This is a genomic window from Desulfotomaculum sp. 1211_IL3151 (genome assembly GCF_036763075.1).
Classification (GTDB): Bacteria; Bacillota; Desulfotomaculia; order Desulfotomaculales; family Desulfotomaculaceae; genus Desulfotomaculum.
Genome location: NZ_JBAIYV010000051.1, coordinates 76,397 through 90,907 on the forward strand (window position 1 = coordinate 76,397; position 14,511 = coordinate 90,907).

Below are 14,511 nucleotides of genomic sequence, written 5' to 3' on the forward strand. Positions count from 1 at the left end.
TTAAAGATCCTTACGTTCAAAATGGTAAATCGCCAGGCCAAGACAGACCAGTAAATAAAGGCAGGCATATACCAGCATGGCATTGCTCGGTGGTACCGACACCCCAAAGGGACCCACCGAAAGGGAGGATAACGGATTCATATCACTGCCGGTAACCACCGTCAACAGTTTACGAAACAGTGCGTCACTGGGCATCACCAAACTGGTAGCAATTCCCAAGTTAACCAAATCCGCCTTATTAACGATACTGCCAATCTGCTCTAAAAAGCCTCCCACTGCACCCAGGCCAAAAAGTACAATTGAAACGATACCAGCTGTTAGGGTTCTTAACAGCGTACTGCATAGCAAGGCCACCCCCAACAGAATTAAGGGCTGCAGAGCAAAAATCAAAGCCCCGGCAATTCCCTTGGCAGTGGTCAAAAAACCCAGGGCAACGGGGTTAAAGTATTGGTTTAGCGCTAATAGACCTCCATATAGCACCAAAGCATAGACCGTTAACATCGAACCATAGCCTAAAAATTTGCCCAGTATAATATCCCTGCGTCGAATGGGCTTGGAAACAATGGCGTGCAGCAAGCCGCTTTCAATCTCCGAAGCAACAGAGCCTACACTGGCCAACAGGGCCAACAAGGCCAGTAAAAAGGAGCCAAAGTACAATCCTGCCCCCAATAGTTGCAGGCCAACCATTTGCTGTAGCATAAGCTGCGGGCCGTGGCCTGGACCCAGACCCCGCATTTCCTGGGCAGTGAAGTTAAGGGCCGCACCATAGAGCAGAAAGAAGGCCGTCGAAAGCAGTAGGGTAACCAGAAATACTTTTTTACGGGAACCTTCCCAAAAGGTTAAACGGGCAATTGTCAACACGTCGGGTACCTTCCTTCCTTAGTCCTTGGGCTGGCTGTCGGTTACAACCTCTAAAAAGAGTTTTTCCAGCGACTCGATCATAGGCGTTACTTCGTGGACTGCCGCCCCAGACTGTACCAGTCCGGTGACTAACTCTGGAACCTCTAGCTTTTCGGCACTGGCAAAGATAAGCTCCTGACCCCCTGCCAGATTCTGACTGGCTTGCTGGGAAATCAATTGCCAACCGGCACAACAAGCAGTAATCCTGTGCACCGGCATCGTACCAGCCAGCACCACTTTAACCCGGCGACCAGTGGTGATATCCCGCCAGTCCCCCTGGAAAATAAGACAACCTTCTTTGATAATGGCAACCTGATCACAGATTGTTTCCAGTTCACTCAAGAGATGACTGTTTAAAAAGATCGTTTTCCCCTGCCCCCTTAGGGTCACCAGCAAATCCCGTACCACTTTCCGGCCAATGGGGTCCAGGGCCGAGGTTGGTTCATCCAAAAAAAGCAGCTCTGGGTCTGGCAATAGGGCACAACCAAGACCAATGCGCTGCTGCATGCCCTTGCTGTAGCTGCCCACCCGTTTCCTGGCATGCTGGGTCAGTCCCACCATCTCCAGCACCAGCGGTATGCGTTGGACTGACTTTTTAGCAGGCAACCCAAAGAGTGAAGCGTGAAAACGAAGTAAATCATGACCCGTGAGCCAGTCATGATAACTGAAATTCTCCGGCAAAAAACCTACCTTCTGACGCACTGTGAAGTCATGTAAGGGACGACCCAGTAATTTGGCTTCGCCAGAGGTTGGTTGTAACAGCCCCATTAACATTTTGACCAGGGTACTTTTACCAGCACCATTTGGTCCCAGCAAACCAAATATAGACCCCCGGGGGACTGCCAGGGATATATCCCGGCAGCCCCCTTGGCCCTGGTAGGTCTTGGTTAATTCAATGGTTTCGATGGCTAACAAAAATGCCCCTCCGTTCCAGCGTTACTTCAAAGAACCGGCAATCCTAATAGCGGTATCCCGCTCCAGCAGACCATTTAAACCATAGATGATACCCTGGTCCACCCAGATCAAATTACTGTAGCCATGTTTGCTTTGGTTAAAGATGGCCGTAGTACCACCCAGGTCAATTTTCTCTGATCCTTCGTCTTCCGGCAGCACCAATGTATTTTGCCAGTCCTTAATACTGGCCAGTTGGGTTCTTAAATCATCGGGTAAGATGGGCAAAGCTAACAATGCTGCCCTTAAATCATTGGCATCCACTCCAGCCGGCACGGTAATTTCCGGGGTATTAAACTGAGTAAGGGTAAAACCACGCCCCTCATTCTGAACATATTTCAGTTGAATGCCAGCGGGCATCTCTATTTTAAAGGCCTCTGCATTCAGGTTCCCCGGCAGCAAAGTGGTAGAACCTAGCCCTTTTAACAGTAAGTTTGTCTGCGCCACATCCAGCCTAAATTCCGCCAGACCTTCTTGATTCACATCAACCGGCTCGGCCAAGGTGTAGCCAGCCGGTATAAAGGAGGGTTGCTTTAAATTAAAGGGTACTTTGGCCTGGGCCTCTGCCAGGGTTAATTTGGCTTGCACTGGTTGTTTAAGCACGACCACCTTACCAAATTGTTGTAAATCAATTTCCCCTACTTGGGACTCAAGGGATTTTGCCATTTGCTCCAGATCATTTGGTGTTATTTTAACCGTTTCAATTTTTTGCACTCGGAAAACCGAAAGAAAATCAGCCACTGCCAGTTTAACCGGTGTAAAGGTAAGTGCCCCGGTTAAAATTAATGCGGAGGCAGCCACTGCTGTCCATTTTCTCCATCCTTTGTTCATCCAAAAACCGCTCCTTACTTTTTCTTTTGGTTGTACACAAGCCTTAATAAGATGGTTATTAATTGCTTGGTCAGAAATACTTTGATTCATTTCATCTTGGTAGCTCATTAAACGATCAGCGGACCAATCGGCCAATTGGCTTAATTCTGTTAAGGTTTTCGAACAGTGGGTACACTCTGACAAATGCTCCTTTAAAGAAGCGGCTTCTTCAATTGAAAGCTCATCATCCAGGTAGGCCTGCCAGGTACCTTGCTCGGGACATTTCATGTAGTCACCCCCTAATTAGTTAACAAAAATCGTTGATAGGCTTGCCTAAATCGCTCCCTGGCCCGGGCCAAAAAGGTACCCACTGAGCCCTTACTAACATCTAAGGTGGCGGCAATTTCCTCATAGTTGTAGCCAGAGAATTTCATAAGTAAAACCATACGATCCCGGGGCTTAAGTTCTGCTAGGGCCTGTCTGATCAATTGAAGTTCTTCCCTATCCACTACTAACTGTTCCGCCGAGGGTACAACTAAGGAAAAGCCAACGGCTTCCTCTGCTTGACCGACTTTTTCCTCCCGCCGTCTTCGGTTACCTTCGCTCCTCAGGTGACTGTAGCAGAGGTTATTGGTAACCTTGGTCAACCAAGCAGAGGGGTTTTCAATTTCATCTAATCCTTGACGGTACAGTCGTAAAAAGGCCTCTTGGGCGGCATCTTCCGCGGCCCCAACATCTCCCAACATAAAAGCTGCCTGACGAACTAATTTAGGATACATTTCCTCATAAAGTTTTTGTAGTTGATCTGTCACTTGATCACCACAAATCCTAACAACTCCCCAGGTGAGAGCAGGTGAATTTACACGAATGGTACAACCCCCCTTATCCGCTGCGCAACAGATCTCTCATTTATAGTTCCATTATATAGACTCAGCGGCATGATAAAAGCTGACACCCTATTACTATATTCCTTTAAAAAAATAAAAACAATTATCACATTTTGGCATCCCCGTGAAACGAAAAAAGGAAGCACCGCTTGCTACTAAACAACGTAGTTTTGCGGCACTTCCTTATAATCATTTTTTACCTACTTCTTCCATAGCCACAGAAAGCATCAATTTGATGCGGTTTAGTTGGTTTACCTCACTTGCGCCCGGGTCATAGTCGATGGGGGCAATATTGGCTGCAGGGTAAGCCCTGCGCAGTTCTTTGATCATGCCTTTGCCTGTGATATGGTTGGGTAAGCAGGCAAAGGGTTGTAAACAAACGATATTATTGACGCCGCTTTGGATCAGCTCAACCATCTCACCGGTTAAGAACCAGCCCTCGCCAGTTTGGTTGCACAGTGACAGGTGTTTGGCTGCACCATGGGCAATCTCCTCGATGGACTTAGGTGCTTCAAAGCGTTTGCTGGCCTGGAGGGCTTTTTTCATATCTGTCCGGTAGGATTCAATGACCTTCACAGAAAACATACCAGAAAGCGCCTTTCCCAGGGTGCCGGAAAGCTCCTGATATTTGATCTTATTATCAAAGGAGCAATATAAAAAGAAATCAATCAGGTCTGGTACCACGGCCTCGGCACCCTCTGCCTCCAATAGTTCCACAATGTTATTGTTGGCAGTGGGGTGGAATTTAACCAGTATTTCTCCTACCACACCGACTCTGGGCTTTACTGCATCCTCATGAATTGGCAGGTTATCAAAATCCTTAACCATCTGATAAATATTTCTCTTAAACTCTTTTCTGCCGCCATCCTTCAGGGCCTGTTGACACTTGGCTACCCACTTCTCATATAGACGGTTGGCAGAACCTGCTACCTTTTCGTAGGGTCGCACTCGGTAAAGTATCCTCATAAGAAGGTCACCATATACCAAGCCCATCATTAAATTATTAAAAATAGGCAAGGTCACCTTAAAACCAGGATTTTTCTCCAAGCCTGAGGAAAGGGAAATAACCGGTACCTGTGCCATGCCCCCATCCCTTAGGGCCTTGCGGATCACAGCAATATAGTTTGTGGCCCGGCAACCACCACCCGTTTGGGATATGATCACAGAGGTATTCTTTAAGTCGTATTTGCCAGACTTCAATGCCCTCATTAATTGACCAACCACAATGATGGTTGGGTAACAAGCATCATTATGCACATAACGTAATCCTTCATCAATGGCTGACTTATCCACGGAGGGAAGAATCTCAATTTTATAGCCCGCCTTTTCAAAACCAACCTTTAAAAATTGGAAATGAATGGGTGACATCTGTGGTGCTAAAATTGTATGGGTTTGCTTCATTTCCTCGGTAAAAATGACCCTGGCGGGGTAATTAAATAATTTTGTGGGTGTAAAATCCCTTTTATCCCTTTCTTTAATGGCAGCAATCAAGGACCTTATCCGAATTCTGGCAGCCCCCAGGTTGTTTATCTCATCAATCTTCAGCACGGTATAAATCTTACCATAGGCTGCTAAAATTTCTTGAACTTGATCGGTGGTCACAGCATCTAAACCACAGCCAAAGGAGTTCAATTGAATCAATTCTAGGTTTTTCTGCCGGGCCACATAGGTGGCTGCAGCATACATCCTGGAATGATATACCCACTGGTCTACAACCCGCAGGGGCCTTTCAATCCTGGCTAAGTGTCTGATGGCATCCTCAGCTAAAACTGCAAAACCATAAGACTTAAGCATCTCTGGAATGCCGTGATTGATTTCTGGGTCGATATGGTAAGGCCTGCCAGCAAGGACAATGCCCTTGATCTGATGTTCCTCAAGATAGGCCAGGGTTTCTTCCCCTTTTTTTCTTACCTCTTCCTTATAGCGAGCCAACTCCTCATAGGCCATTTTAGTGGCAGCGGCAATTTCCCGCTTGGCAATACCTTCCGGTGCCAGCTCCTTAACTAACCGTTTTACCATTCTGCCAGGTATATCAATAGGCAGAAATGGGTAGTAAAAGGTTACATGATCATCTTTCAGGATGTCCATATTGGCATTAATGGTTTCCGGGTAAGAGGTAACAATGGGGCAATTATATCTGTTCTCTGCCTCTTGATCCTCTGGTATGTTATAAGGAAGACAGGGATAAAAAATTTTATTAACACCTTTGTTGATTAAATCCACAATATGCCCATGCACCAGTTTAGCCGGGTAACAGGCTGATTCTGAGGGTATGGTTTCCATGCCCAATTCATATATTCCCTTGCTGGAGCGTCCTGAAATAATCACCCGATACCCTAGTTGATTAAAAAAAGTGAACCAGAAGGGATAGTCCTCATACATGTTAAGTACCCTGGGCAGTCCAATGGTGCCTCTGGTTGCTTCCTGCTCCGATAAGGGTTTGTAGCGAAATACTCGTTTATATTTATATTCATAGAGGTTGGGAATGTCATTGTGGACCTTTTCTTTCCCTGCACCCCTTTCACAGCGGTTGCCGGAATAAAACTCCTGCCCATTGGAAAAGTGTTTAATGGTCACAAGACAGTTATTGCCACAGAAGCTACAACGCTTCAAGGATGTCTCGGTGCTAAAACTTTCCAGCTCTTCACCTTGGAGCAGGCTGGTTTGGCAGCCAATTGCATAGCGTTCCCGGGCAATTAAGGCTGCCCCAAAGGCACCCATGATGCCAGCAATATCAGGCCGCACAACTTCCTTGTTGATAATCCTCTCCAGGGCCCGCAATACCGTATCGTTGTAGAAGGTACCTCCTTGCACAACAACTTTTTCACCTAAATCCTCGGCACTTCTTAATCGAATCACTTTAAATAGGGCGTTTTTAATGACCGAGAGGGAAATTCCCGCTGAAATATCGCTGATCTCTGCCCCTTCCTTTTGGGCTTGTTTTACCTTTGAGTTCATAAATACCGTACACCGGGTACCCAGATCCACTGGATTTTTTGAGCCAATGCCGAGACTGGCAAATTCTCTTATATCCATATTTAATGAATTGGCAAAGGTTTCAATAAAAGAGCCGCAGCCCGAGGAACAGGCTTCATTCAACATGATTGAATCAATGGCACCATCTCGGATAACCAGGCTTTTCATATCCTGCCCGCCAATATCCAACACAAAGTCAACACCTGACAGGAAAAAGTCAGCGGCCTTGTAGTGAGCCACGGTTTCAATTTCGCCAATATCTATTTTAAGTGCTGCTTTAATTAAATGTTCCCCATAGCCGGTAACCGCAGAACTTACTATTTGGATATTTTCATTGAGCCTGCTATATAAATCCCTTAAAGCTTCAATGGTGGATTCTAAGGGATTGCCATTATTGCTGCCGTAGTGAGAATAGAGCAATCCTCCCTCTTCACTGATCAAAGCCACCTTTGTTGTGGTGGACCCGGCATCAATACCCAGGTAAGCATTGCCCTGGTAGCTCCCAATATCTACTCTTTTTACCCTGTGCTGAGAGTGACGTGCGATAAATTCTTGATATTCTTGCTCATTGGCAAATAAGGGCTCTACCGTTTCCTCTTCTTCGGGGTTCATTTTCCAGATCACTGGAGCCTTTTCCTGCAGGCAGTCAAAGGGCAGGGGTTCTGCCTCCCGGGAAGACAGGGCAGCTCCCAGGGCCACAAAGAAATGGGAGTTGTCGGGGAAAATAACATTGTTCTTTTCTAATTTTAAGGTTTCAACAAATCGTTTTCTTAATTCTGACATAAAATGCAGCGGGCCACCCAAAAGGGCAACCCTACCACGGATTGGCCTGCCCTGGGCCAGGCCACCAATGGTTTGATTGACCACAGCTTGTAAAACAGATGCAGCAATGTCTTCCTTAGCTGCACCTTCATTTAGCAGGGGTTGAATATCTGTCTTGGCAAACACACCACACCTTGATGCAATGGGGTAAATGCTTTTATGATTTTTGGCCAGTTCGTTAAGTCCTGACGCATCTGTCTGCAGCAAGGCTGCCATTTGATCAATAAAGGCTCCCGTACCACCGGCACAGGTTCCATTCATTCTTTGCTCAATTGATTCACCAAAATAGGTTACTTTGGCATCCTCACCACCCAGTTCGATGGCTGAATCCGTATTGGGTATGACACTTTTAATAGCATGGGCACAGGCGATTACCTCCTGGATAAAGGGTACTTCTAACTTTTTGGAAAAGTTAAACCCACCTGACCCTGTAACCATTACAGTTAACAAATTTCTTTGCATGATTGATTTGGCATCATCAAATAAAGAAGTAACGGTATTTTTGATATCAGAAAAATGCCTTAAATATTTTTTATAGACAACCTTGTTATTCTTGTCCAAAATAACCATTTTCACGGTAGTAGAGCCAATATCAAGTCCAACATTTAAAACTCTACTCATATCAATTCCCCCAAAGCTCATCGTAATTGTTAGCGCAAATAAACTATGGGTATTAATCGTTACCCCTTAATTTAGAACATATTAGGCCCGTTCATACTTTAGCCCAATCTCTACTTATGATCGTATCAAAAAAAACGAACCCTTTCTAGTTATTGTACTTCATTTTGTAATTAACATAAATCGAAAAATATAATTTATTTATTTGTCAGGGCAGCGGAACGAGTGAGTCAGGGAACGGTCAAGACCGTTCCCTGACTTGCATATTAGAATTTTTTATTTTGCGACATGTAAAAAAGAGTAGTTAAGGACGAATGCCTTCACTACTCCCTTTATAATACGCTGGAATTCTGGTTATACCTGCATGCCCAACCGAGGGAAAAGAATGTTATTCTCCAAGTGAATGTGCTGAAAGAGGTCGGATTCCAATTCTTCAAGCTTTTGATAGGTTAAGCGAAAGGTGGTGCAGGCATCTTCGGGGCTAACATATTGCTCAGTAATGCTCCGAATTTCTTTAAGAATATCTCCGGCTGCGGTATGCTCGTTCTCAATGTCCAGGATGGTTTCACGAATCTTTGGCAAAAGAGAGTCAGCGGGATTTTTTTCATATTCTTTAATCATGGGGAAAAGAATCTCTTCCTCTTTAATCAGGTGCTGCTCCAAATCCATCTTTAAACTATGAAAAAGTTTGTGTACCTTCGATAGCACAGCCCCATGATGAGCGCCATGGACCCGTAATATTTTGGTGACATTTTCACTCAAGCGGGGCAGTTCCTGGTTGAGGTATGCGTGATGGGTGTTCACAATATGATCAATAAGTTCACTATATGAACTCTGCTGCCAATCCTTGGCGGTGTCCTGCTTGACAGACTCTGCTTCTTGATAGGCTTTCCCAAGGGCTGCTAAAATTTCACCTTCGTTGAGATTTTGTTCTTGGATGGCAGCGGCGAGGGGTCTTTGGCCACCGCAGCAAAAATCGATATTATATCGTTTGAAGATTTCACTGGCTTTCGGCAGCTTGCTTACTATGTCGCCTAACTTATCGGATGCCGTGAATACGGTTTTCATTTTTGTACCTCCTAACTATTCTGGAAACTTGTGACCGGTGCTAGGGCTTGCTCGCTTGTAAGATTATCTTAGCTTTGAAGGACTTTGCTGCGATAAGAGCCAGGCACCTAAATCGATGGCCCTTGGGTCATTAAGCCATCCGCTATGTCATCCTGAGCGTTAGCGAAGGGTCTTTTAACTATTGAAAGGTTAGACCCACGATCCTTCGCTGTCGCTCAGGATGACTCAAAGTTCTCACTAACATCATGCACAAAATTGCTTTTACTGTGATCTCGGGACTATCATTGGGAATTAAGGTTGTTTTTATACTGTTTTACCACGATATTTCAACAGACGCATGGCGTTGAGAATAACTAGCAATAATCCAATTTCTAATTTCAGCTCTACTGGGCACTCGTCCACTAACTAACACTTGATCGTTAATGACAAGTCCTGGCAAGGCAAATACCCCATATTGCACCAACTGTTCCACATCTACTACCTTACCCACCGCTGCAGGCACGTTTAATTCTGATAGTACATCAATCACCGTTTGCTCAAGACCCAAACATACCTTGCAACCGTCAGCACCTACTATTTTAATATCCATTGATCACGTCACCTTTCTCTAAAATTCTTTATTCTTGTTATTACTAAAAGTACAATATTTCCAATCAAGAAACATTGATCCAAATCAAAAAAGAGAGGTTTTCCTCTCTTTTTTCTGGACTTATATCTAGTTGATTAATCCATCAAGTTTAACTTGATCAAGAATAATAATATTTTTTTGCCCCTCAATGAAGATAATTCCTTCAGATTGCAATCCGCCCACCCCCATCCCCCTGATAAAGAATAATTTTAATTAAGTATATTTGGACGCTAATCCAATGTCAAAGGGATGCCTTATCTTTGTTTTACAAATCATCTTCTATGGTATAGATGGTATAATAGATTGGATTGGTATAATAAGATGAGACATAAAGGATATGTATCATGCATGAAAAGATTTTTTTATCACGGGGGGCCTTTGAAAGGCTGATCCATGACATTATTTATATGGAAGAGGAAAAAGAAGAACTGTTGGAGTATTTTTCGGTAAAATCACCGGAGAGGGCTGAACTTAAACAGCTTATTGAAAATTATATCCGGCAGGTTGACTTACTTATCAGAAATGTTAAGGTATCTTCCACCTCTGAAAACTCTCTACCCTTTGTGATTATTAATAGTGAGGTAGGACTCTATTCCTTGGATAACAACTTCTTAACCAAGGTAAGAATTGTCTTGCCCCTGCACAATATAGAGGAACAGGATATTCCTTTCCTTTCTCCCTTTGGTATGACTTTATTATTAAAAGCGGTGGGTAGCGAGGTAACCCTCTCTACCGCCCAGGGTCTCCTTCGCTACCGCATCGATGCCATTTTTTATAGTTCAAAATCACCAGCGGCCTCTGGCTGATAAAGGATCTCTTTTACCCGAAGCCGAACAACACCATCCGGCACAGACCAATCAAGGATATCACCTACTTGATAACCTAAAATAGCGGTTCCCACTGGTGCCAATACAGATATTTTATCTTCCAGTACATCCGCATCCTCGGGATATACCAGTGTGTAGGTCATTTCTTCACCGGTTTCTAAATCCTCCAATAGTACCTTTGAGTTCATGGTAATGACATCCGAGGGAACATCTTGTGGGGATATTATTTGAGCCCGTTCAAGTTCCTGCTCTAAACCACCCAGGTATTCCTTACCCATGTTCCAATGTAATTCTTTTTCTTTTATTATAAGTTTTTGCAGTCTCTCTTTATCTGCATTGGTCATATAGATTTTTCTCGTATTGTTCATGGTAGTTTCCCTCCTAAAATAAATTATTCAATCATTGGCTGTGGCCTTGCCTAAAGTCAAATAAAATATACGGCGACTTCTCGGAAGAGATAGCCGCCTTAAAAGTACTTTATGGAATAGTTACCTATATTATACAGGTAATCTAATAAAAATTAAAGCTTAAAAATAACAGGGTAATTAGAATCCTTATAAAATTGGTGATAGCAATCTGCTCAAGGACTCCATAAATTTAGCAGATGTGGAACTGCACTGGTATGCCTGCAAGGTTAGCTCACTACACCTTTCTAAATCTTCCATAAAAACACGCTGTAGTTTCATGGCTGTTACTGTGTCAAAAATGAAGGCATTTAGTTCAAAATTCAGTTTAAAACTTCGAATATCGGTATTGGCAGAACCCACCGAAGCAATTTTACCATCTACCACAATGGTTTTAGCATGGAGAAAGCCCTTTTCATAAATATAACACTTTACGCCACTGGTTAACAAATCGCCAATATATGCACGGGTTGCCCAATATGGAAAGAGATGATCCGACTTTCCCGGTACCATCACACGTACATCCACACCAGACATAGCGGCCATCCGCAAAGCGGTTAACATACTTTCATCTGGTACAAAATAGGGGGTTTGCAACAAAATAGCTTCATTGGCTTCATAGATCATTTTTAAATAACCGTTTCTTATGGGCTCTAAATCAAAGACGGGGCCACTGGTAACAATCTGCATGCCCACATTGCCTCTGCCCTCTATGGTTGGAAAATAACGATCTTCATAATTTATATGGTGCTTTGCGGACAAGTTCCAATCTAAAATAAAACTGGCTTGTATAAATGGCACGGCACTGCCCTTTACTTTCAAGTGTGTATCCCGCCAATGCCCTAAAACGGGATCTAACCCCAGATATTCATTGCCGACATTAAAGCCCCCAATATACCCTGTGTGCCCGTCAATTACTACCAACTTCCGGTGATTTCGATAATTTAACCGGATATTAATATAAGGAAGTATCGAAGGGAAAAAGGATGCTACCTCGCCACCTGCCTCCAGCAAGGGCCGCCAGACCTTTTTAGACATGCCCTGAAAACCAATGGCATCATACAAAAACCTTACCTGCACACCCTCCCGGGCCTTTTGTGCCAAAACTTCAACAAGATGCTGACTTAATTCATCATTTCTAACGATATAGTACAACAAGTGAATATGACTCTTTGCCCCTTTGATGGCCTGAATCAGAGATGTAAATTTGCTCTTACCATCCGTGAAAATTTCGACCTCATTATCCTGGGTATAAGGGGAGTTACTACTGGTCAGATTCATATAAATCATATCCTTGTAGGCGATCATGGCAGGATCATTATATCGAACCTCCCCCCCTTTTAAGCGATGTTTTTGCTGCTTAACCATCCCTTCGATAATCGCTTTCTCTTCCTGCCTAAATCTATAAATCTTTCTTTTACTTAGGTTTTGTCCAAAAATAATATAAAAAATAAAACCCACAATTGGTAAAAACAGTAGGACAATCAGCCAAGCCCAAGTGGCAGGAATGTTTCTTCTTTCCAGAAAAATGATGGTCCCCGCCAGAAAAATATTAAAGATTGATAATATCGTATACAAGTGTTCAAAAAATTCCATTATTGCACCTGCTCTTCCTAATCCATTTAGAATATTCTACCCAAAGGCCGACCTTAGGGCAAATGAAATAACTCAGACCTATCTAAAAAGGGCAAAAAAAATTGGAGTGCGGTAAGCAGGCGCGACTCCCACAAAACATATATAAAAACGAAACACTTTGTGTCGTAGTGGAACAGTTTATTTCGACTTCGCAACAACTGAAGTTCATAAAGCAAATCTTACATAGTAATCTTCCCCATTTGCAATAATATAAGCAATTTATGTGCCAAATTATTAGCCATCAGCCTTCCGTTATCAACATTTTTGCATGTTATGCCTAATGGCACGGCCCCTTAACATTCGGCACGTGACTTAAATAAAAAAAGGTTGTTGTATAAGAACCCCATTTCTTTGGTTCTTATACAACAACCACATTGGATCAATTTCCCAGAACCATCTTAAACTGGGGGCTGACAGCTGATGGCAAAATGCTAAGAACTGGATGCTGTTTCTAAGGGCGTATTGTCCTTTTGACGGAATATTTTTTTTATCAGCTTGCGCTGTGATTTAGGGGTTAGGACATAGAGGATATCCCCCGCCAATAATTCCGTTGTTCCCCTTGGTGTGATGACCTTGGTGTCCCGAACAACTGCTGTAATTAAGCAGCTTTCTGGGAGATCTAAATCTCGAATCTCCTTATTTGCCATATAGAAGTCTTCTTTTATGTTAATCTCTATAATTTCCGAGTTTGTTTTCCCCATTGAAATTAATTCCAAACTGTGTGGAGAAGTTATTTTTTCACCTGCGGACAGACCAAGCTTATTGGCTAGAAGGGAGATGGTTGACCCTTGCACCAGTGCTGAAATAAAAACAACGAAGAACACAATATTAAACATCACATGGCTATTATCCAGTCCAGCAACGATGGGATAAGTTGCTAAGACAATGGGAACTGCACCCTTTAGGCCAGACCAGGAAAGAAATATTTTATCTCTAAAGGTAAAGCCCATTTTTATTGTAGTCAAAAATACACCAATGGGTCGAGCTATGAATACAAGTAAAAAGGCCAGCAAAACTCCTTGCCAAGCAATATCCACTAACTCTGTAGGAAAGGACAATAGACCCAAAAGGATGAACATGAGGATCTGCATCATCCAGGCAAATCCTTCGTTAAAACGAAAAATGGAGTGACGGAAGGTTAAATCAGAATTGCCAACATATACAGCCATAACGTAAACAGCCAGTAAACCGCTTCCTTTTAATACGGCCGCTGAGCCATAGGTAAAAATAGCAAAACCTAGGGCCAGTACAGGGTATAGACCAGATGAGTCAAGGTTAATTTTGTTGATACTCCAAACAGTAAACTTCCCCATGGTCAGACCTATTAATAAACCCAAACCCATTTGCAAAACAAAGGATAAAATTACACTAGAGACCTTTGCCGTTTCTGGTGTCTGAATCAAGCTAATAAAGGTTATCGTAAGAAAAACTGCCATTGGGTCATTGCTGCCGGATTCTGCCTCTAGGGTTGAAGACAGTTTTCTTTTGATATTTTGAGTGCCCATAACAGAAAATACCGCGGCTGCATCGGTGGAGCCAACAATGGAACCAAATAAAAAGGCCTCCAACCAACTTACATCCAAAACATACTTAGCAAAAATACCAATTGTAAAGGTTGTGATAAGTACACCAAAGGTTGCCAGCGAAGCGGATGGGACAATAACCGGTTTTACATCCTGCCATTTTGTTTGCATCCCACCTTCAAACAAAATCACAATCAGGGCTAAAATGCCGAATAGTTGAGTCAAGGCAGCATTGTCATAATATAGGTATTTATTCATAACCATACCTACGACAACATACAGTACTAGATAAGGTACCCCCAACCGTGATGAAAACTTAGTTGTTAAAACACCCGCAACAAGGAGCAAAGAAAACAAAAAGATTGCACTATCTGCACTAATAATCATCCCCCCTTTGTTTTTGTAAGTTACTATGTGACATAATAATTATAACAATTTTTTGGTTTCCAGCCAACCTAACTA

Annotated in this window: 11 protein-coding genes; 1 reads left to right on the forward strand and 10 read right to left on the reverse strand. The window is 43.2% G+C overall.

What is annotated here, in order from left to right:
• The 7 genes from V6C11_RS14645 to V6C11_RS14675 all read right to left on the reverse strand — a co-directional run bounded on the left by V6C11_RS14645 (position 1) and on the right by V6C11_RS14675 (position 9,621).
• On the reverse strand, positions 1-861 hold the full coding sequence (locus V6C11_RS14645; RefSeq protein WP_333531939.1) for an ABC transporter permease: 861 nt from the start codon (positions 859-861) through the stop codon (positions 1-3).
• Between the two features lie 18 nt (positions 862-879).
• Positions 880-1,815, reverse strand: a complete 936-nt coding sequence (locus V6C11_RS14650; RefSeq protein WP_333531940.1) for an ABC transporter ATP-binding protein — start codon at positions 1,813-1,815, stop codon at positions 880-882.
• 21 nt (positions 1,816-1,836) lie between these two features.
• Positions 1,837-2,949 carry a zf-HC2 domain-containing protein gene (locus V6C11_RS14655; RefSeq protein WP_333531941.1) on the reverse strand — a complete coding sequence of 371 codons (1,113 nt, stop codon included), beginning with the start codon at positions 2,947-2,949 and terminating at the stop codon, positions 1,837-1,839.
• Positions 2,950-2,960: 11 nt separating this feature from the next.
• Positions 2,961-3,473, reverse strand: coding sequence for an RNA polymerase sigma factor SigX (locus V6C11_RS14660; RefSeq protein ID WP_333531942.1), 513 nt, complete (start codon positions 3,471-3,473; stop codon positions 2,961-2,963).
• A 264-nt stretch (positions 3,474-3,737) separates the two neighbouring features.
• Entirely contained in the window at positions 3,738-7,967 is a 4,230-nt protein-coding gene (locus V6C11_RS14665; RefSeq protein ID WP_333531943.1) for an acyl-CoA dehydratase activase-related protein, read from the reverse strand.
• Between the two features lie 351 nt (positions 7,968-8,318).
• The gene (ric, locus tag V6C11_RS14670; protein ID WP_333531944.1) at positions 8,319-9,032 is read right to left on the reverse strand and encodes an iron-sulfur cluster repair di-iron protein; all 714 of its coding nucleotides are present in this window, start codon (positions 9,030-9,032) and stop codon (positions 8,319-8,321) included.
• A 313-nt stretch (positions 9,033-9,345) separates the two neighbouring features.
• Positions 9,346-9,621 carry a thioredoxin family protein gene (locus V6C11_RS14675; protein WP_333531945.1) on the reverse strand — a complete coding sequence of 92 codons (276 nt, stop codon included), beginning with the start codon at positions 9,619-9,621 and terminating at the stop codon, positions 9,346-9,348.
• 383 nt (positions 9,622-10,004) lie between these two features.
• Here V6C11_RS14675 and V6C11_RS14680 point away from each other — a divergent pair, with 383 nt between their 5' ends.
• The gene (locus V6C11_RS14680; RefSeq protein ID WP_333531946.1) at positions 10,005-10,466 is read left to right on the forward strand and encodes a GreA/GreB family elongation factor; all 462 of its coding nucleotides are present in this window, start codon (positions 10,005-10,007) and stop codon (positions 10,464-10,466) included.
• On the opposite strand, the gene rnk is transcribed toward V6C11_RS14680, so the two are convergent.
• The 3 genes from rnk to V6C11_RS14695 form a co-directional block, all read right to left on the reverse strand.
• On the reverse strand, positions 10,433-10,855 hold the full coding sequence (rnk, locus tag V6C11_RS14685) for a nucleoside diphosphate kinase regulator (protein WP_333531947.1): 423 nt from the start codon (positions 10,853-10,855) through the stop codon (positions 10,433-10,435). The genes V6C11_RS14680 and rnk overlap by 34 nt on opposite strands.
• Positions 10,856-11,041: 186 nt before the next feature.
• Positions 11,042-12,487 (reverse strand): cardiolipin synthase, encoded by a 1,446-nt coding sequence (gene cls / locus V6C11_RS14690; RefSeq protein WP_333531948.1) that lies wholly within the window; start codon positions 12,485-12,487, stop codon positions 11,042-11,044.
• A gap of 470 nt (positions 12,488-12,957) precedes the next feature.
• The gene (locus V6C11_RS14695; protein ID WP_333531949.1) at positions 12,958-14,436 is read right to left on the reverse strand and encodes a potassium/proton antiporter; all 1,479 of its coding nucleotides are present in this window, start codon (positions 14,434-14,436) and stop codon (positions 12,958-12,960) included.
• Between the last annotated feature and the right edge of the window lie 75 nt (positions 14,437-14,511).

Excerpts from the sequence above, each read along its gene's own strand:
- V6C11_RS14675 (WP_333531945.1), bottom strand. The coding sequence starts at position 9,621 with ATGGATATTAAAATAGTAGGTGCTGACGGTTGCAAGGTATGTTTGGGT.
- V6C11_RS14695 (WP_333531949.1), bottom strand. The coding sequence starts at position 14,436 with ATGATTATTAGTGCAGATAGTGCAATCTTTTTGTTTTCTTTGCTCCTT.
- cls (WP_333531948.1), bottom strand. The coding sequence starts at position 12,487 with ATGGAATTTTTTGAACACTTGTATACGATATTATCAATCTTTAATATT.
- V6C11_RS14680 (WP_333531946.1), top strand. The coding sequence starts at position 10,005 with ATGCATGAAAAGATTTTTTTATCACGGGGGGCCTTTGAAAGGCTGATC.
- V6C11_RS14665 (WP_333531943.1), bottom strand. The coding sequence starts at position 7,967 with ATGAGTAGAGTTTTAAATGTTGGACTTGATATTGGCTCTACTACCGTG.
- ric (WP_333531944.1), bottom strand. The coding sequence starts at position 9,032 with ATGAAAACCGTATTCACGGCATCCGATAAGTTAGGCGACATAGTAAGC.
- rnk (WP_333531947.1), bottom strand. The coding sequence starts at position 10,855 with ATGAACAATACGAGAAAAATCTATATGACCAATGCAGATAAAGAGAGA.
- V6C11_RS14655 (WP_333531941.1), bottom strand. The coding sequence starts at position 2,949 with ATGAAATGTCCCGAGCAAGGTACCTGGCAGGCCTACCTGGATGATGAG.